The 19,677-nt window shown below is 59.9% G+C and carries 14 protein-coding genes; 4 read left to right on the forward strand and 10 right to left on the reverse strand.

Annotation, left to right across the window (positions count from 1 at the left end; translation table 11 throughout):
• Positions 1-6 precede the first annotated feature (6 nt).
• Together ACO07T_RS14450 and ACO07T_RS14455 are read right to left on the reverse strand one after the other, a co-directional pair.
• A complete protein-coding gene (locus ACO07T_RS14450) occupies positions 7-1,311 on the reverse strand; it encodes an ABC transporter substrate-binding protein (RefSeq protein ID WP_422049994.1) in 1,305 nt (434 codons plus the stop codon).
• Between the two features lie 107 nt (positions 1,312-1,418).
• Complete coding sequence (locus ACO07T_RS14455; RefSeq protein ID WP_422049995.1) at positions 1,419-2,858, reverse strand: hypothetical protein; 1,440 nt, start codon at positions 2,856-2,858, stop codon at positions 1,419-1,421.
• Between the two features lie 28 nt (positions 2,859-2,886).
• Here ACO07T_RS14455 and ACO07T_RS14460 point away from each other — a divergent pair, with 28 nt between their 5' ends.
• From ACO07T_RS14460 to ACO07T_RS14470, 3 genes are all read left to right on the forward strand, one after another.
• Positions 2,887-3,672 (forward strand): copper chaperone PCu(A)C, encoded by a 786-nt coding sequence (locus tag ACO07T_RS14460; RefSeq protein WP_422049996.1) that lies wholly within the window; start codon positions 2,887-2,889, stop codon positions 3,670-3,672.
• 61 nt (positions 3,673-3,733) lie between these two features.
• Positions 3,734-5,812, forward strand: a complete 2,079-nt coding sequence (locus tag ACO07T_RS14465) for a hydantoinase/oxoprolinase family protein (protein WP_422049997.1) — start codon at positions 3,734-3,736, stop codon at positions 5,810-5,812.
• Positions 5,809-7,566: a hydantoinase B/oxoprolinase family protein gene (locus ACO07T_RS14470; RefSeq protein ID WP_422049998.1), complete on the forward strand. Its 1,758-nt coding sequence runs from the start codon at positions 5,809-5,811 to the stop codon at positions 7,564-7,566. The genes ACO07T_RS14465 and ACO07T_RS14470 overlap by 4 nt, the downstream gene beginning before the upstream one ends.
• A gap of 37 nt (positions 7,567-7,603) precedes the next feature.
• Here the strand turns inward: ACO07T_RS14470 and ACO07T_RS14475 are convergent, their stop codons facing one another.
• Positions 7,604-8,818, reverse strand: a complete 1,215-nt coding sequence (locus ACO07T_RS14475) for an acyl-CoA dehydrogenase (protein ID WP_422049999.1) — start codon at positions 8,816-8,818, stop codon at positions 7,604-7,606.
• 236 nt (positions 8,819-9,054) lie between these two features.
• On the opposite strand from ACO07T_RS14475, the gene ACO07T_RS14480 reads away from it, so the two are divergent.
• The gene (locus tag ACO07T_RS14480; protein ID WP_422050000.1) at positions 9,055-10,167 is read left to right on the forward strand and encodes a CaiB/BaiF CoA transferase family protein; all 1,113 of its coding nucleotides are present in this window, start codon (positions 9,055-9,057) and stop codon (positions 10,165-10,167) included.
• Here the strand turns inward: ACO07T_RS14480 and ACO07T_RS14485 are convergent.
• The 7 genes from ACO07T_RS14485 to ACO07T_RS14515 all read right to left on the reverse strand — a co-directional run bounded on the left by ACO07T_RS14485 (position 10,164) and on the right by ACO07T_RS14515 (position 19,619).
• The gene (locus ACO07T_RS14485; protein WP_422050001.1) at positions 10,164-10,853 is read right to left on the reverse strand and encodes an ABC transporter ATP-binding protein; all 690 of its coding nucleotides are present in this window, start codon (positions 10,851-10,853) and stop codon (positions 10,164-10,166) included. The two genes, ACO07T_RS14480 and ACO07T_RS14485, sit on opposite strands and share 4 nt — an antisense overlap.
• Positions 10,850-11,605 carry an ABC transporter ATP-binding protein gene (locus ACO07T_RS14490; protein WP_422050002.1) on the reverse strand — a complete coding sequence of 252 codons (756 nt, stop codon included), beginning with the start codon at positions 11,603-11,605 and terminating at the stop codon, positions 10,850-10,852. Before ACO07T_RS14490 ends, ACO07T_RS14485 begins: the two co-directional genes overlap by 4 nt.
• The gene (locus tag ACO07T_RS14495) at positions 11,598-12,581 is read right to left on the reverse strand and encodes a branched-chain amino acid ABC transporter permease (protein ID WP_422050003.1); all 984 of its coding nucleotides are present in this window, start codon (positions 12,579-12,581) and stop codon (positions 11,598-11,600) included. The genes ACO07T_RS14490 and ACO07T_RS14495 overlap by 8 nt, the downstream gene beginning before the upstream one ends.
• Position 12,582: 1 nt before the next feature.
• Entirely contained in the window at positions 12,583-13,500 is a 918-nt protein-coding gene (locus ACO07T_RS14500) for a branched-chain amino acid ABC transporter permease (RefSeq protein ID WP_209078911.1), read from the reverse strand.
• A 142-nt stretch (positions 13,501-13,642) separates the two neighbouring features.
• Positions 13,643-14,776 (reverse strand): ABC transporter substrate-binding protein, encoded by a 1,134-nt coding sequence (locus ACO07T_RS14505; RefSeq protein WP_209062556.1) that lies wholly within the window; start codon positions 14,774-14,776, stop codon positions 13,643-13,645.
• 218 nt (positions 14,777-14,994) lie between these two features.
• On the reverse strand, positions 14,995-18,354 hold the full coding sequence (locus tag ACO07T_RS14510) for an Rne/Rng family ribonuclease (RefSeq protein WP_422050004.1): 3,360 nt from the start codon (positions 18,352-18,354) through the stop codon (positions 14,995-14,997).
• A 578-nt stretch (positions 18,355-18,932) separates the two neighbouring features.
• Positions 18,933-19,619, reverse strand: a complete 687-nt coding sequence (locus tag ACO07T_RS14515) for an HAD family hydrolase (protein WP_422050005.1) — start codon at positions 19,617-19,619, stop codon at positions 18,933-18,935.
• Between the last annotated feature and the right edge of the window lie 58 nt (positions 19,620-19,677).

The following is a 19,677-nucleotide window of genomic DNA, read 5'->3' on the forward strand; positions in this document are numbered from 1 at the left end:
TGTCAATCAGAGCGGTTGTGTGGTGTAATCCACTTCGTCCGGATAATAGGTGTCCTCAATGGAGGTCGTATGCACCAGAAGCAGTTTTCCGTCGGTCACCTTGGTGATGTACTGATGGCCAAACACCTGGTGCGTTTTGCCGTTAAACACCTTCGCGCCCTGTGGATGCGCATTGGAATGCGGCATGTCTGTCATCGCCTCAACAGCTTCAATCAGCTTGGCGCGATCAGCGGTGCTTTGATAGCCTGCTGCTTCCATGCCCGCCTTGACCACATGCAAGGTCTCCCAGCAGCCAAACATATGCGCATAGGTAGACACATCCTTGGGATCACTTACCGAGGCCCCATTGGCATCCACCCCAACCCGCTCGCGGAAGAAGGCGTCATAAGAGGATTGATCGGCCTGCGCATAGCGCGGATTGCCTTCCCAGAAATAGGTGCCTTCCAGGAATTCAAGCCCCGGGCTGCCAATATCCACCGCTTCAAGACTGTCGATAAATCCAAATATTTCAGGCCTTTGTGGGCCGAAGAACTCACCAAGCTCTTTCACAAAGGTCAACACAGCCGGGCCCACCATCACGTGGTAGATCACCTCGGTGTCGCGCGGGATCTTGGGGAAATACTTGGTGAAAGAAGTCTCTGTGGGTGGAATGGCAATATGCTCCAGCACCTCACCACCCTGCGCTTCAATCGCGGCGGTGAAGAAATCCCGGTGGTCATGACCAAAGGCAAAATCCGGGAAGATCATCGTGACCTTCTTGCCAAGGTTGCTGGCCACAAACGGCGCCATCGCCTGCACCTGGCTTTTCACATCGGTGATGCCCGGTTGCAGGGTGTAGCGGTTGAGCATGCCGCTCGCCACATGATGGCCTTCGCTGACCACAAAATACGGCAGCTTCAGCTCGCCCGCGCGCGGCGCGGAGCCGATCACCACATGGGAAAACAGCGTGCCAAAGCCAATGTCGCAATTGTGTTGATTGGCAAATTTTTCAACCACTTCGGCGCCACGTTTCGGGTCCGTGCCATCGTCTTCCGCGATGATTTCCACGGGGCGGCCATTGATCCCGCCCTGCTCGTTGATCAGCGCAGCCGCCGCTTGTGTGGTGCGGTCATACCAACGCCCGTAGGCCGCGCCGATGCCGGTGCGGTGGACCTGAAACCCAATCTTGATCGGCTCTGCACTCTGCGCGCCTGCATAGCGCGCCCACATCGGCAAAGCCGCCGCCGCGGCCCCGCCAAGCGCCAAAGTTTTGAGCGCGCCGCGCCGGGTTGTCTGTTGTGAATTAGGCGTAATCGTCTTCGATTTGGTCATCTTGTGTCCCCCTGTGTTCACATGGTTTTGTGACCGAAAATATCGCAATCAGAATGCTTGTTAGAGTGCAAACGATTGGCGGTTGTGTCTAGAGGGCGCGGTTTGTGTCAGAAGCCGCGAGGTGATGCAAGCAGCCAAAGTCCAAAAAACGTGCAGAAAATCATAAAGATAGCGACCGGGACTTGCGTAAGGGCGGCACGCGTCTCAACGTGACGCAGCGCCACCGCATGGGCCAGCAGCAGTGCCACCACATGCCCAATCACCACACTTCCGGCCTGACAGAGCCACAAGACACGCACGCTGTCTTGGGTGTTGAAAAACCCGGTGGAGACATAAAATGTCCCAAGCCCCAAGAGGTCCTGCCCACGCGCCCAGGGATCGGTTGCCGCCGCCAGCGCATATTGCGCCTGCACCAGAAAGCTCGTGAAGTAATGTGCCACGTGATAGCCCAATGCGATCGGCAGAACCGTTGGCGCAAAGAGGCAAAGCGCGCGGCGCAGCGGCATCTGTGACCGCCCCAAGCGCAGGCCCAGCCAAAGCGCCATGGCGAACAGCGCCACAACGGCCAGATTGGTCAGCACCAGCCCAATAAGCGTTTGCCAGATCACCGCTGACCGCCCCGGAAACTCCAGAGGATTGAGGCCCAGCTGATCCAGCCACCAGAAAGTCTCGTTTAACCCATCAAAAATGCCGCTGCCCAATATCAGCAGGCACAGCACCGCCACGCCAAATGGCACCGAGCGCAGGTTGACCAGCTGCCAACCGTTCAGCCCCAGCCGCACATGCGCACCACGTCGTGCAAATAGGCCAACCTTGCCATAGAGCCCCAGCATCATGCTCGCGCCATCCGCACGATGTCCCCAGCGTGGGCCAAAGAGGATCAGGCCGAGGAATGTCACCGCCCAATAGGCCGCCACCACCCGCGCCAGCCGCGCCGGATCAGTGGGCGCCGGATCCGCCAGAACAAAGCCCACCAACGCCAGAAACGCGCCAACCCCAACCCAGTGGCCAAGCCAGCTTGGATACCGCAGCCTGAACGAGCGCCCGAACAGCGCTTGAAAACACCAAACCGGCCCGTGCCACGGGTTCACCCAGCGCCAGAGGTTCCCAAAGAGCCCCTGCAACGTCACAAAGGCGATCCACCACAAGGTCCAAACCGTCAGAGGCAACGGATTTGCCAGCGGATCTCTTGGCCCCTCAAGCCCAATATAGATCAGCCAGAAGAGAAACAGCGCGGACAATAAACTGCTGAGATGATGCGGCCTGACCGGCAACATCCGCAGATTTGGAGCGTGCCACAAGCTTTTGTTTTTAAAAGACAAAGAAACAAAACTATCCGGCAAAACCAACAGCATCGCCACCGTCAGCGCTACGGCCAGCACGCCTGAAGCAATATAGATATCCGTGGGCAACAACAGAACAAATCCACCTTCCGCCGTGTGGGCAGCCGCGCCACCCACGCACAGCAGGCTGATCATAAACGCAAGGGAAGCCTTTGCAGCGATCCCATTGAAGCTTAGAATGGAAGGCAGATTTTTCTGGAGCATGGGCGGATAATACTGAGGGGCCTTTGGGATGAAAGCGCGAAAACCACTGGGGCTTTTCCTCATCGCTCTCTGTGTCTCTGGCGCCGCTTGGATGCTGATGCGCCCTGCAGCCTCAAGCGATGTATTGCTCACCAATGCCACCGCCGCCCCGCTTGTTGACGAAGACAAAGCGGTCGCCGTCTTCCTCAAAATCGCCAACAACGGCCACCCCGACCGGCTGATTTCTGTCTCAGCCCCCGACGCTGAGAAAGCCATATTCAGCGGTCAGGATACCCGACGCGCGATCCCTGCGGATTCGGCGGTATCACTGGCGGCTGATGGGATGTTCGTCCATCTCAAAGGCGTATCCGGTGCCTTGAGCGACGGGCGCACCCTGCCCGTTTCCCTCACCTTTGAGAACGCAGGCACGCTCAACACCCGCGCCCGCATCGTCGCACCGCGCGCCACCGGCGAAGCGCCCGATTTTGGCCTCTTTGGCATCGGCGACATCTGCCGCGTCGGCGAAGGTGAACCCGCTCCGGAAATCACCCTTTCAGCCACCCAGAACGGCGATCAATGGGTGGTGCAGGTTCTGTCACAGGACTTCGAGTTCACGCCGCATCTGGTGGACGGCCCCCATGTTCCCGGCACCGGGCATGGTCACATCTACCTCAATGGCATGAAACTTGGTCGGCTGTATGAGCCTAGTACCACCATCGGCGCACTGCCTCCCGGAGAGCATGACATCCGCGTGACGCTCTCCACCAATGACCACCGGGCTTATGTGGCCGGAGAGCAACCCATCAGCGCAGCGATTCGTATTCTGGCCGATTGACAGCGGCCAGCCGCGCCCTCCATCATTTGTATGCAAATGAATTTGCCGTGGAGGACACGTTATGCCCGAATCTGCTCCGGAGCCGATCCAGACGCCCAAAGCGGCGGTGGCCGGCATTGATGTGGGCGGCACCTTCACCGATCTGGTGGCGCTGGATGCGCAGGGGCGCCTACAGCTCGCCAAAGTGCCCAGCACCCGCGCAAATCAGGCGGAGGGCGTGCTCAACACCCTGGCCGCGGGCGGATGCAACCCCGCCGATCTTTCGCTGATCGTGCATGGCACCACCACAACGACCAATGCGGTTCTGGAGCGCCAACTGGCCCGCACCGGGCTGATCACCACCATGGGCTTTCGCGATATTCTGGAGCTGGGCCGACGCACCCGCCCGCAAGCCTATGGGATGCACGGCACCTTCTCTCCTCTGATCCCAAGGGATCTACGCCTTGAAGTACCGGAACGCATGGACAGCAGCGGCCAAGTTCTGACCCCGCTGGACAAAACCGCCGTGCGCGAAGCGGCCAAAATGCTTCTGGATGCGGGATGTGAGGCCATTGTGGTGCATTTCCTGCACGCCTACGCCAACCCCGCGCATGAGCTTGAGGCCATCGCCGAAATCCAGTCCCTCTGGCCCAACCGCTACATCACCGCAGGCCACCAGCTGCTTTCGGAGAACCGAGAATATGAACGCGGTGTCACCGCCGCCGTGAATGCCTCTGTGCAGCCTTTGCTGGATCGTTATGTGCAAAAGCTCGCTGCCACCCTTGCCCAGAAAGGCTATCCCGGTGAGCTGCTGGTGATGAATGGCAACGGCGGCATGGTCAGCGCGGCCCATGTGGCCAAGGAGGCAGCCAAAACCGTGATGTCCGGCCCCGCGTCCGGCGTCATGGCCGCCGCCTACACCGCGCGCCGGGCGGGCATCGCCAATGTCATCACCTATGACATGGGCGGCACCTCCACCGATGTCGCCCTGATCCGCGACACCACGCCTTCGGTCTCAAATGAGATCGACGTGGAATACGGCATGCCCATCCATGTGCCCATGGTTGATGTGCGCACCGTCGGCGCGGGCGGCGGCTCCATTGCCAAGATCAACAGCGGCGGCTTGCTTGACATCGGCCCGCAAAGCGCAGGCGCAACACCGGGGCCGATCTGCTACGGGCTGGGCGGCACAGACCCGACCATCTCCGACGCCAACATGCTGCTTGGCCGGCTGAACCCGTCAGGTCTCAGCACCATCACTGGAGAGGCTCAACGCGCGACGGTCGAAGGAATTTTTGAAACCTCGATCGCCTCCGCGCTGGGCTGCACCGTCACTCAGGCCGCCGCTGCCGTGATCCAGGTTGCCAACACCAAAATGGCCGGGGCCATCCGCATGGTCTCACTGTCGCTGGGCACCGATCCCCGCGATTTTGCGCTCTTTGCCTTTGGCGGCGCCGGGCCGCTGCACGCCTGCGCTCTTGCGCGCGAACTCAATATCCCCCGCGTGCTTGTGCCTGCGCGCCCCGGGTTGACCAATGCCCTCGGATGCGTGGTTGCTGACCTGCGCCATGATTTTGTGCAAACCATCAACACGCCCCTCAAAGACCTGCAGCCCAACGAAATCTCCGAGATACTTACTGCACAAACATCACGCGGCAAGCGTTTGATTTCAGGTGAAAACCTGCCTGTAACTGACATTGACACGCTCTATTCACTGGATATGCAGTTTGTCGGCCAAACCCATCTGCTCCGCGTGCCCCTGTCCAGCCCCTATATCGCGCAGGACGCCCTGCAGGCGCTCTTTGAAAAAGCCTATCACGACCGTTTTCATGTCGCCTTGAAAGACATCCACGCTGCCGTGGTGAACGTCAATTGCTCTGTGATCGGACGCCGCGAAACGCTGGATCTCAGCCTGCTCTTTGACCCCGCCAAGCGCCAGCCCACGCTGCAGGCCGCCCAAACCGGCACCCGCGATGTGTTCTTTGAGGACAGGTGGCACACAACGCCCGTTTATGAACGGGATGCCCTTCCCACCTCCTTCACCCTCACCGGCCCGGCGGTGATTGAACAGCTCGACACCACCGTCCTCATCCCGCCCGGAGATCAAGCCACACCGGATGAAGACGGCAATCTGATCATCACCATCGGGAGCGCATCATGACCGTTAATCCGATCACCCTGACCGTCATCCAGGCCGGGCTTCAACAGGTCTGCGACGAGATGGACCTCAGCTTTTCCCGCGCAGCCTTCTCCCCTGTGATTGCTGAGGCCAACGACCGCTCCGATGGTATCTACGCCGCCGACGACGGGGCATTGATTGCACAGGGCAACGCCGGTCTGCCGGTCTTTGTCGGCACCATGCAGTATTCCACCCGCACGCTAGTTGAGATGATTGCCGCAGGTGACGTGGCGGCCCCCGAGCCCGGCGACATCTACATCGTGAACGATCCCTATCTGGGCGGCACGCATCTGATGGACGTGCGCTTTGCCACGCCGCTCTTCCGCGGCGGAGAGATCTTCTGCTGGCTGTCCAACACAGGACATTGGCCCGACACCGGTGGCGCGGTCCCCGGCGGCTTCTCCGCCTCTGCCACCGCTGTGGAACAAGAAGGCCTGCGCCTGCCCCCCGTGAAACTCTTCAAACAGGGCGTCTTGGATCAGGAGATCTTTTCGATCATCAAATCCAATATCCGCGTGGCCGATCAGCGCATCGGCGACGTACAGGCGCAGGCCGCCGCCTTGCTCGTGGGCCAGGACCGCCTGTGCGCGCTACTGGATCGCTACGGGGATGCGCAGGTTGCTGCTGCCATCAAAGAGCTGCGCGCCCGCGCCGAAACCCAGATGCGCAGCTGTCTTGATGAAATTGCGCCGGGCCATTACCGCGCCACCGCCTATGTCGACAGCGACGGCGTGGTGAACACCCCGCTTGAAATCGCGCTTGCGGTCACCCGCGATGAGGTTGGTCTGACCTTTGATTTCAGCGGCAGCAGCGCCCCCTGTATGGGGCCGATGAACTCTGTGCGCGCCACCACGCTAAGCGCAGTCTATCTCGCCATGCGCCATATCTTCCCCGAGGTGCCGATGAACGCCGGAGCCTTTGAGCCTTTCACGGTCACCGGCATCGAGAACACCTTTCTGGATGCCCATTACCCACGCCCGGTCTCAGGCTGCGCCGCCGAAGTCTCCCAACGCATCGCCGAAGCGGTGTTTGCCGCGCTTGTGCCCGCGCTGCCCGGCCGCGTCACCGCCGCGCCTGCTGGCACCAGCGGCAATTTTGCGCTGGGCGGGCATGATCCTGAAAAGGGGCGCGACTATGTGATGTATCAGATTTCCGGCGGCGGATATGGCGGCAACGCCGACCATGACGGACTGGCCAACGGCTGCTCCACCATCGGCATCTCCAAAGCGCCACCCATTGAAATCATGGAACAGGCCTACCCTGTGCTCTATCACCGCTACGCCCTGCACGAAGGCTCCGGCGGCGCGGGCACGCAACGGGGCGGCTTTGGGCTTGATTATGAAATCGAGCTGCGCCGCGGCCATGCCAAGGCAAGTTTTGTGATGGATCACGGGCGCTTTGGCCCGCAAGGCGCGCTGGGCGGCTGTGACGGCGGCATCAATCGCGTCACCGTCTGGCAGGACGGCGTGGCCTACACGCCCGAGCATCTGTCCAAAGAACAGGACATCCCGCTTGCGCCCGGAGATCGGGTGCATGTGCAAACCCCCGGTGGCGGTGGCTACGGCGACCCACTGGCACGCGACCCGGCGCTTGTCGTCGAAGACGTGCGGCTTGGCCGCTATAACGCGCCTCAGGCGCGGGAGCTCTTTGGCGTGATGATCAATGCCGCCACCGGGGATGACAACGCCGAATGCACAGAGACCCTCCGTGCAAAAATGCGCGCCACCCGTGAGTGACGCGCATCAAATTCATTCAGCAATGCACTGATTAAAATCAGAAAAATGCCTGCAGGCCAGTCTGCGCCCGACCAAGGATCAGCGCATGCACATCATGCGTGCCTTCATAGGTGTTCACGGTCTCAAGGTTCACCATGTGACGGATCACGCCAAACTCAAGGCTGATGCCATTGCCGCCGTGCATATCCCGCGACATCCGCGCAATATCCAGCGCCTTGCCGCAGTTGTTGCGCTTGATCAGAGAGATCATCTCCGGTGCGGCTTCCGCCTCATCCATCAGACGCCCCACACGCAGCGCCGCCTGCAGGCCCAGCGAAATCTCAGTCTGCATATTTGCGAGCTTCAACTGAAATAGCTGGGTCTGTGCCAGCGGCTTGTTGAACTGCTTGCGGTCCAGACCATATTGGCGTGCCGCATGCCAGCAATACTCTGCCGCGCCCATCGCGCCCCAGGCAATGCCGTACCGCGCGCGGTTGAGACAGCCAAACGGCCCCTTGAGACCTTCCACATTCGGCAGCAACGCATCCTCGGAGACCTCAACATTGTCCAGAACAATCTCACCGGTGATCGAGGCCCGCAGGCTGGCCTTATGCATGATTTTTGGCGCGCTCAGGCCCTTGGTGCCCTTATCCAGAACAAAGCCGCGGATCTTACCGCCATGGGCTTCGGATTTGGCCCAGACCACAAACACATCGGCAATCGGCGCGTTGGAGATCCACATCTTGGAGCCGTGCAGCACATAGCCACCGTCGGTTTTCTTCGCAGTGGTTTTCATGCCCGCAGGATCAGAGCCCGCATCCGGCTCGGTCAGGCCAAAACATCCGATCCACTCGCCAGACGCCAACTTTGGCAGATATTTCTGGCGCTGCTCTTCGCTGCCATAGGCATAGATCGGATACATCACCAGCGAGCTTTGCACCGACATCATCGAACGGTAGCCGCTGTCCACGCGCTCAACCTCACGCGCCACCAGACCGTAGGTCACATAGCTGGAGCCGATCCCGCCGTATTCTTCTGGAATGGTGGTGCCCAAAAGGCCCATCGCGCCCATCTCCGCAAAAATCGCCGGATCGGTTTCCTCATTCTCAAAAGCCGTGGTGACACGTGGCGCCAGCTTCTCTTCGCAATACGCCCGCGCAGCATCACGGACCATGCGCTCATCTTCCAGAAGCTGATTCTCGATCAGAAACGGATCTTCCCAGTTGAATGATCCCAGTTCTGGTTTGGACTGCGGTGCCAGATCTTTGGCCATGTGATCTCCTTCCTCGCGCCCTTGGCTGGGCATTTGCGGGTGTCTTCTTTGCGGCCCACAATGCGCCGCGCGTCTGTAAGGTCAAGCCAATGCCTGCAAAAGTCCGCGACGTCGCAAAAATTCTATACCCTTGCCTTTTCAGGGTTTTTGCAAATTGTTAGACCGCAACACCGCCGAAGGCGGCGCATATGACGGCCAGTTTAACACAGCTTGGCCCAGAATGATAAAGGCCCCCAATGACCCCACTACACGGTCTCAAAGTTGTTGAACTCGCACGCATTCTTGCTGGTCCATGGATCGGGCAATCCCTTGCCGATCTTGGCGCGGAGGTGATCAAAGTCGAGGCCCCTCAGGGGGATGACACCCGCACCTGGGGCCCGCCCTTCATCGAACGCGACGGCGACAAAACCGCCGCCTATTTCTATGCCGCCAATCGCGGAAAAACCTCCGTCGTAGCTGACTTTCGCACCGAGGAAGGCCGCGCGCAGGTGCTGGAGCTGATCAAAGACGCCGACATTCTGATCGAGAATTTCAAAGTCGGCGGTCTCAAGAAATACGGGCTGGACTACGACAGCCTCGCCAAAATCAATCCCCGCCTGATCTATTGCTCCATCACCGGCTTTGGCCAGACCGGCCCCTACGCCTCCCGCGCGGGCTATGACTTCATGATCCAGGGCATGTCCGGCCTGATGTCGATCACCGGAGAGCCCGAACGTCAGCCGCAAAAGGTCGGCGTTGCTGTCACCGATGTGGTCACCGGGCTTTACAGCACTATCGGCATTCTCGCCGCCGTGGAACAGCGCCACACCACCGGGCGCGGCCAGCATATCGACATGTCTCTGCTGGATTGTGCCACCGCGCTGCTGGCCAATCAGGCGATGAATTACCTTGCCACCGGCGAAAGCCCAACGCGCAAGGGCAACGCCCACCCTAATATCGCGCCTTATCAGGTGGTGCCAACATCAGACGGCCACATCATTATTGCCGTGGGCAATGACGGGCAGTTTCAGCGCCTCTGTGGTGTGCTCAGCCGTGGCGATCTTGGCGAAAATCCGGCCTACGCCACCAACCAACTGCGGGTCACGAACCGCGACGCGCTCACCGCTGAAATCGAATCCGAAACCGCCAAATGGTCGGCGTCTGATCTGCTCGCGGCACTTGAGGCCGCCACCGTGCCCGCAGGCCCGATCAACGCGGTGGCCGACACGCTCAACGATCCACAGATCCAAGCGCGCGGCATGGTGATTGAGGCCGATGGCGTCAAAGGCGTGCGCGGCCCTTGGACCTTCTCAGATGCGGAACTGGCGCTGGACAAATCCGCGCCCACGCTTCCAAAGGTGAAACCCTAAACGCCCAAATAGCGGTCCGTCTCTTCTGGTCCCAAATCAGAGAACCCACCACTCCAGACCGTGCGCCCTTTTTCTAGGATCACCGCACGGTCCGCCACCTGCCCCAGCTCACGCAGCGATTTGTCGATCGCAATGATCGCCATGCCGGTTTCCGCCTTGAGCTTGGCAATCGCCGCCCAGATCTCCTGACGGATCACCGGCGCAAGCCCCTCGGTGGCCTCATCCAGAATAAGCAGCTTGGGGTTGGTCATCAGCGCGCGCCCAATCGCCAGCATTTGCTGCTCGCCGCCAGACAGCGAGGCGGCGAGCTGATCGCGCCGTTCTTCCAGTCGCGGAAACAGCGCACAGACCGCGGCGAAATCCCAGGCACCTTTGCGCGCAGCGGCGATCAGGTTCTCATGCACCGACAAATTTGCAAAACAGCGCCGCCCCTCCGGCACCAGCCCGATGCCAAGCCGCGCCGCCTTATGTGAAGGCAAAGCGCCGATGTCCTGATCCGCGAAACTAACTTTCCCGGCAGAATGCCCCAGCATCCGGCAGATCACTTTCACCGTGGTGCTTTTGCCCATGCCATTGCGCCCCATCAGCGCAATCACCTCGCCTTCGGCCACATCAAGTGACACATCAAACAGCGCCTGACTTGGCCCGTAAAACGCCGCAACATTCTGTACAGTCAAAAGGCTCATGCCGGCACCTCATCCCCCAGATAGGCGCGCCGGATTTCCGGGTTCACCTTGATTTCCTCCGGCGTGCCTGTGGCGATAATCTCCCCGTAAACCAACACGCTGATCCGATCTGCAAGCGCAAAAACCGCATCCATGTCGTGCTCAATCAGCAGGATCGGCGCGGCCTTCCGCAACTCGGTCAGCAGCGCAATCATCTGCTGCGCCCCTTCCAGCCCGAGCCCCGCCATCGGCTCATCCATCAAAAACACCTTTGGTTTCAGTGTCAGCGCCACAGCCACCTCCAACTGCCGCCGCTGCCCGTGGCTCAGGTCCGCGGTGCGCGTGCTGGCAAACTCGGACAAGCCCACCTGCGCAAGCGCTTCATGGGCCGCTGCCAGCAGGGATTTGTCCTTCATCACCGGCGCGAAAAACCGCATCACAGTGCCACGCTGCCCCAGCGCCCCAAGCACCACATTTTGCAAAACAGTGTGCTCCATCGCCAGCGCGCTGATCTGAAACGTGCGCCCCAATCCCAGCTGCGCCCTCTGCGCTGGTCCAAGCCCGGTCAACGGCGTGCCCATCAGCTCCACAGCGCCACTATCCGACGCCAAATGCCCCGTGATCTGCTGGATCAGCGTGGATTTCCCCGCGCCGTTCGGGCCGATCAGCGCGTGGATCTCCCCTTTGCGCAAATCCAGCGACACATCATTTGTGGCCTTCAAGGCTCCGAAACTTTTGAAAAGCCGCTCCGTGCGCAGCACCACCTCAGTCATGTGCCTTCTCCCGCCCCGCAATCGCGCCAATCACGCCGCCTTTGGCAAAGAGCACGATGCCAAGCAGAAGCGCGCCCAGATAGACATGCCAGAACTCGGAAAGGCCGCCCAACGTATGCTCTAGAAGGATAAACACCATCGCGCCGATCACCGGGCCAAACAGGCGACCTACCCCGCCAATGATAATGAAAATCATGATCTCACCAGACATCTGCCAGCTCAGCATCGTGGGGCTGACAAAGCGGTTCAAATCGGCAAACAGCGCGCCAGCCAATCCTGTGATCGCCCCGGAAATCACAAAGGCCACCAGCCGCAGACGGTAAGGCACCATGCCCACCGACAGCACCCGCGTCTCATTCTGCCGCGCCGCGCTCAGCGCCAGACCGAAAGCCGAATTCTGCACCAGCCACATCAGCACCAGCACCGCACAGAGCACCGCGAAACACAGACCAAAGAACTGGATCGGATCCAGCGTATTCAGCCCCGGAAAGCCGTTGCGCACATAAATCGAAAGCCCGTCCTCGCCGCCATAGGCAGGCCAGCTGATCGCGAAGTAATAGATCATCTGCCCAAAGGCCAAGGTGATCATGATGAAATACACCCCCGAGGTGCGCAGGCTCAGCGCCCCGATGGCCAGCGCGGCCAGCGCGCTTGCAACCACCGCCACCAGCCAGATCACCGGCATGGACTTTGTGCCCTCAATCAGGAACGGCCATTCCGCCAACGGCGTATAGGCCTGCGCATGGCTTGCCAATATGCCCATGGCGTAGCCGCCGATCCCGAAAAACGCCGCATGGCCAAGGCTCACCAGCCCGCCAAGCCCCAGCGCGAGGTTCAGCCCCACGCCTGCCAGCGCAAAGATCGCCGCCCGTGTCGCCAGCGTGATGATAAACGGTTCATCCGCCACATAAGCCCACAGAGGCACCCCCGCCAAAACGGCCAAAGCAGCGAGGTTTGTCCAAGTCTCTCGCGTCATCTCATGCCACCCCGTAAAGTCCGCGCGGGCGGAAGATCAATACACCGGCCATCAGGATGTAAATCAGCATCGAGGCCAGGGCTGAGCCGACAGACACCGCCGCCGAAGGCTCCAAGATCAGGGCAAATATCTGCGGCAGCAAAAACCGCCCCAGCGTGTCGGTCAGCCCCACCAGCAACGCGCCCACAAAAGCCCCTTTGATCGAGCCGATGCCGCCAATCACGATCACCACAAAGGCCAGGATCAGCACAGGCTCCCCCATGCCCACCTGCACCGACTGGATCGCGCCCACAAGCGCGCCGGCAAAGCCCGCCAAAGCCGCGCCAAGGGCAAAGACAAAGGTGTAAAGCTTGGCAATATCCACCCCAAGCGCGGCGATCATCTCCCGATCCGCCTCACCTGCGCGAATGCGAATGCCCACCCGCGTGCGGTTGATCAGCGCAAACATGCCCACCGCCACGGCCAGTCCCACCAGAATGATGGTCAAACGGTAGGCCGGATACTGAATGCCGCCGGGCAAGGTGACCGGCCCTGAAAGCGCTGCGGGCACATCCAGAAACAGCGGGAACGAGCCAAACAGCCAGCGCGTGCCTTCCGAGAAAATCAGGATCAACGCAAAGGTCGCCAGCACCTGATCCAGATGGTCCCGATCATAGAGCCGCCGGATGATCGTCAGCTCGATCAACGCCCCTGCCAATGCGGCCGCCGCCAACGAAGCCATAAGCGCGAGCAGAAAGGATCCTGTCGCCGCCGCCACCGCTGCTGCCGCAAAAGCCCCGATCATATAAAGCGAGCCATGCGCCAGATTGATCAGCCCCATGACGCCAAACACCAGCGTCAAACCGGCGCTCATCAGAAACAGCATCACGCCAAACTGAAGCCCGTTCAGCAGCTGTTCTATGAATAGAAGAGTTGTCATTGCCCCACCCCGCGCCGGTCCTAAGCGCAGCTCTGCTCAAAGCAGAAAGTCATATCTATCAGAAAGTTACCCACCAAAGCGCATGCACTGCCTGCGCTTAAAACATCATTGGGGAAGGCCCGCGAGCCTTCCCCAAAGTCTCTTACATCTTACACTCTGCCGCATAGGCATCGGCATGATCAGACAGGCCGGTCGCGATGATCTTATTGGTGAACACATCCCCCTCTTTGATCACTTCGCGCACATAAATGTCCTGGATCGGATGGTGGTTGTCGCCAAAGGCAAAATCCCCGCGCACAGAGTCAAACTCCGCCGCTTTCAGCGCCGCCCGGAAGGCATCCGCATCTGCCACATCCGCTTTGCCCATGGCCGAGATCAACAGGTTGGCCGTGTCAAAGCCCTGGCTCGCATAAAGCGATGGCAGACGGCCATATTCTGCCTGGAAGGTCTCCACAAAGGCCGCGTTGGCCGCATTGTCGATGTCCTTGTTCCACTGGCTGGTGTTCTTCACACCCAATGCCGCGTCACCCACCGCTTGCAGAATGCCCTGATCAAAGCTGAACGCCGGACCGACCAGCGGCAGATCCACGCCGCTTGCGGCATATTGCTTCAGGAAGGAAATCCCCATGCCGCCGGGCAGGAAGAAATACACGCTGTCCGCGCCGCTCGCCCGGATCTGCGCAATCTCTGCCGCATAGTCCGTCTGGCCCAGCTTGGTGTAAAGTTCACCCGCCAGCTCCCCGCCAAACATGCGTTTGTAACCGGTCAGCGCGTCTTTGCCCGCCGGATAGTTCGGCGCAAGGATGAAGCTGTTTTTCAGGCCCGCATCATTGGCATAGGCCCCGGCCGCCTCATGCAAATTGTCATTCTGCCAGGCCACGTTGAAGTAGTTCGGATGACAGCCCTTGCCCGCCAATGGGGATGGGCCCGCATTTGGCGAGAGGTAGAATTTGCCCTGCGCCGTTGCGGCTGGCACCACGGCCATGGCGAGGTTGGACCAGATAATCCCGGTCAGCACATCGACCTTCTCGGACTGGATCATCTTGTCGGCCAGCTGCACTGCCACATCCGGCTTGCGCTGGTCGTCCTCAATGACAACTTCCAGATCATCACGCCCGGCCTGTTTGACCGCCAGCATAAATCCGTCGCGCACATCAATACCAAGCCCGGCGCCGCCACCGGACAAAGTGGTGATCATCCCAACCTTCACATCTGCCTGCGCCATGGCGCCCAAAAGGGCCGTCGACGCGGCCAAAACCGCCGTCCTTAAAAACATCGCTTCGCTCCCTATCGCTTTTTATCCTGTTACCAAACCTTGAGCGCTCAGCCCCCTTTCCGTCAATAAGCAGACGAAATTTTTTTAAGCTTAAAATATCGAAGCCTAAAAAAGAGGTTTCACACGTCAATTCAGCACGTTGGCGATCAAAGCTCACATGAAGTCAAAGCGCAATCCAAAAAGAAAACGCCGGGGCGAACCCCGGCGTCTCTCAATTATCAGCCTCGTGACCACCAGCCACGCCGCTTTGGCTTGGGGGGTGCGGCAGGCTCTGGAGCCACCTCCGCCACCGCTGGTTCAGGCTCAGGAGTGCCCTCCGGCGCAGGCTCTTCTGCCACCTCTTCCACAACTTTTTCGGCAACCGGTTCCGCCGCTTCTGCAACCACAGGGGCAGCTTCCTCAGCGGGCTCTTCAGCAGGTGCTGGCGCTTCTTCGACGGCCTCAACAGCCTCAGCTTCCGGCGCCTCCACGTCAGTCGCGTCGGCCTCGACCACGGCCTCAGCAGGTGCTTCCGCTTCAGCAACAGTCTCAGCGCCTACCGGCGCAGCTTCCTCAGCGGATGCCTCCTCAGTTGGCGCTTCGGCGTCTGCGTTGGTCTCTGCATCCGCCTTCTTGCCACGGGAGCGGCTGCGACGGTTGCGGGAGCGCTTCTTGGGCTTCTCTTCCGCCTCTGCATCCTCTGCAGGCGCTTCGTCGGTTTTCGCCTCAGCATCCGCGTTGTCAGAAGCTTCTGCGTTTTCGTCCGACGCGTTGTCGTTGCCGTTCGCGTCACCATCCGCATTGTCAGACCCGCCACGACGACGGCGACGACGGCGGCGGCGCTTCTTCGGTTTCGCCTCACCATCCTCCGGCGCGGCCTCCTCAGCTGCGGCGGTGACCTCTTCGGCCTCTTCAACCTCAGCTTCGTCAATCGCGTCCATGATGGACATATCGGCAGACACAACCGGCGCGCTTGGCTCAGGAACCACACGGGTCGCGGTCTTGAACTTCTCGATGGTGAAGTCCGGAGACACCAGCGCAGGATCCCCTTCCACACGCACGGACAGGCCATAGCGCGCTTCGATCTGCGCAATATGCTCACGCTTCTGGTTCATCAGATAGTTCGCAATCGCCACCGGCGCTTTCACCAGCACTTCGCGAGAGCGGCCACGGGTGCCCTCTTCTTCCAGCTGACGCAGGATCGACAGCGCAAGGTTGTCATCAGAGCGGATCAGACCGGTGCCATGGCAATGCGGACACGGCTGTGTGGTCGCCTCAATCATACCCGGACGCAGACGCTGACGGGACATCTCCAAAAGGCCGAAGCCCGAGATACGGCCCACCTGAATGCGCGCACGGTCGGTTTTCAGCTTGTCTTTCAGACGCTTCTCAACCGCAGTGTTGTTCTTGCGCTCATCCATGTCGATGAAGTCGATCACGATCAGACCAGCCAGATCGCGCAGACGCAGCTGACGTGCCACTTCTTCCGCGGCCTCAAGGTTGGTCTTCAGCGCGGTCTCTTCAATCGAGCCCTCTTTGGTGGCCCGACCGGAGTTCACGTCAATCGCCACCAGCGCTTCCGTGACACCAATCACGATATAACCGCCAGATTTCAGCTGCACGGTCGGGTTGAACATGCCCGACAAGTAGCTTTCCACCTGATAGCGCGCAAACAGCGGCAGCGCGTCCTGATACTGTTTCACGTTCTTAGCGTGGGACGGCATGATCATCTTCATGAAGTCCTTGGCGATGCGATAGCCGCGCTCACCTTCCACCAGAACCTCGTCGATCTCACGCGAATACAGGTCACGGATCGAACGTTTGATCAGGTCGCCTTCTTCATAGATTTTTGCAGGCGCAATGGATTTCAGCGTCAGCTCGCGGATCTGCTCCCACAGGCGCTGCAGATATTCATAGTCACGCTTGATCTCGCTCTTGGTGCGTTTCGCACCGGCTGTGCGCACGATCAGACCCGCGCCCTGTGGCACGTCGATCTCGCTGGCGATCTCTTTCAGCTTCTTGCGGTCTGCGGCATTGGTGATCTTGCGCGAAATGCCACCACCACGCGCGGTGTTTGGCATCAGCACACAATAGCGGCCCGCCAGCGACAGATAGGTCGTCAACGCCGCGCCTTTGTTGCCGCGCTCTTCTTTCACCACCTGCACCAGCATGATCTGGCGCACTTTGATCACTTCCTGGATCTTGTAGCGGCGTGGGCGTGGCTTGCGCGGTGGGCGAATATCATCGCTGTCATCGTCATCCGCAACGGATTCGATGTTCTCGTCTTTTTCTGCCGCATCAGAGCGTTTGCCGCGACGGCGGGAGCGACGACGGCCGTTTTTCTTGCCGTTGTCTTCGCTGTCCTCGTCGTCATCCTCATCAGAAGACTCATCGCCCTCTGCTTCAGACTCGTCCGAAGCCTCATCAGCAGCTTCCGCGTCAGATGCCTCTTCTGCAGCCGCCTCCGGCGCGTCAGACTCAGCAGTTCCCTCAGCAGCCTCTTCAGCCGGCGCCTCTTCAGCGCTTTCTTCCGCTGGAGCATCTTCCGCCGCAACCTCTTCAGCTGCATCCGCTTCAACGGTCTCAACCTCAGCCGCTTCGGCCTCAGGCGCCTCAGCCTCTACAGCATCGGCTTCAACTGTCTCAACAGCCGCATCTTCTGTGTCAGCGTCGGCTTCAGGGGCTTCTTCAGCCGCGTCTTCACCGGTGCTGGCTTCGGTCTCGGTTTCCTCACCTGTTTCAGGATCTTTGGAAACAACGGCGTCTTCGCCCTCAGTGTTAGCAGCCATGGTCTTGCCACCGCTGTCTTTGCCAGACTCATCCGTTTCTGCCGCTTCTGCGCTCTCAGACGTTTCAGAAGTCTCTTCGGCTACGTCCTCAGAAACCTCTTCTTCAGTCGCGTCCTCAGCAGCCGCCTCAGCGCCTTCCGCTGATGCGTCTTCAGCAGCGTCGCTTGCCTCAGAGTCTTCCGCAGGCGCATCTGCACCCGCATCCTCAGCCGCATCAGACGCCTCTGTTGGCTCTTCAACCGGTGTGTCTTCCACCAGCTCCATAGGAGACAGACCCTCTTCAGGATCATCGCCAGCATCTTCCACCAGATCGATGGTCTCCATGCCGGAAATCTCCGCCATGGGGGCCTCTGCGGCGGCCTCTACTGGCGCATCTGCCTCAACAGTGGCCTCGTTGGTCTCTGTGGTCTGTGCTTCTCCTGAAACCTGATCCTCACCCTTTTTGCGGCGGGAGCGGCTGCGCGAACGCGAACGGGACTTCGGCTTTTCCTCATCCTCATCGCGCGCTTTCATCGCCTCAGCATAGGCGCGCTCTTCTTCCAGCAGCGCCTCACGGTCCGCTACAGGGATCTGGTAGTAGTCAGGATGGATTTCCGAGAACGCGAGGAAACCATGACGGTTTCCGCCATAGTCCACAAAGGCCGCCTGAAGCGACGGCTCAACCCGTGTTACTTTTGCAAGATAGATGTTGCCGGCGAGCTGCCGCTTGTTTTCGGATTCAAAGTCGAACTCCTCAACCTTGTTTCCGTCAACCACCACGACGCGGGTTTCCTCCGCGTGGGTGGCATCGATGAGCATTTTCTTAGCCATGTTTTCCGTGTGCACCCACACAAGCGCCGTGACCCTCCCGGAGGATCAGGCCAGTAACGTTGCAGGGGGTGTCTTGTCAGAGCGAGGGGATGCGCGCCGCCGATGGTGCCGCTTGCGGCCCCCACTCGGTCTCTCAAATCAATCGCGCGCTTCATCGCGTTTCTTCTCCGACACAGCGGGCAATGATTGCCGCGTCTGCGCCTGTTCTAAGCCCTCCGCAACAGCGGTGCGGGCATCTCTATTGATCTGTCTCCAGATCCAATCGGTCTGTCTGATGCGCCGATCCCGTGCCTCTTGGGCTTTGCGGACCGTTTGAAACGCGCCAAACAGCGAAACTCATGCGGCGATGAAAAATTCACCTGCCGTCAAACTACATAAGACCAAGCCCGACCAGATTACAATGGCCAATCGCGCCACGCTGTGGATATCCCGGCGCTTTGCTCTAAATTCCTTGAAATTCCGTATATTTTCGCGGCACCGGAACATGTGGACTTAAGTCTTTATTAACCCTTTGAGCCGCGCAAATCCAACCTTCGGCACCCGAGTTATCCACAAGCCACTGCGCGCCGACTCAATGCTTATGCAAAGGCGTGCTGCAACACAGAGATACGCCGCGCCGCTTCTCCGAGGTCTGGCACAATCACCTGTCCAAGATTTGGCAGTGGCTGGTCTGCAGGACGTAAATCAGGCACCTGAAAGGTGTAACACCCTGCCCGCACCGCTGCCGTTGTCCCCATATCGCTGTCCTCAAAGGCCACGCAATCGGAGGCAGCCACGCCAAGCCGCCGCGCCGCCTCCAGATAAGGCGCAGGGTCGGGTTTGTTCGCAGCCACCTCATCCCCGGCACAGACGGTCTCAAAAAACGGCAGCAGCCCCGCCTGTTCCAGATGATGATGCGCCGTTTCCGCATGGGTTGATGTCACCACAGCCACAGGAATTTGCGTGGCGCGAATGGCCGTCAGTATCTCACGCGCATGGGCTTTCACCGGCAATCCGGCACGCGCGTTTTCCCGATGTAAGCCTCGCCAGGCCTGATCAAAGGCCGCAAAATCGATCCCCTCAGGCAAGAACTCCACCAATCTCGCCGTGGTGTGTGCACTGGAAGAGCCAACCAGAGTGGCAAAAAACGCCTCTGCGCGCTCCGCCGCAATGCCGATCTCCGACGTCAAAGTCACAAACGCCTGCATAAACATGCGCTCCGTGTCCAGAAGCAGCCCGTCCATATCAAAAAGGAACGCGGCGGGGCGTGACAGAAACTCGGTCATTTGAAATCACCTTTAAGGCAGGAAATACGTGAAGTTGCGCTGCGCAACCCATTGCAAA

Origin of the sequence: Shimia sp. (genome assembly GCF_965227725.1) — a bacterium.
GTDB lineage: Bacteria > Pseudomonadota > Alphaproteobacteria > Rhodobacterales > Rhodobacteraceae > Shimia.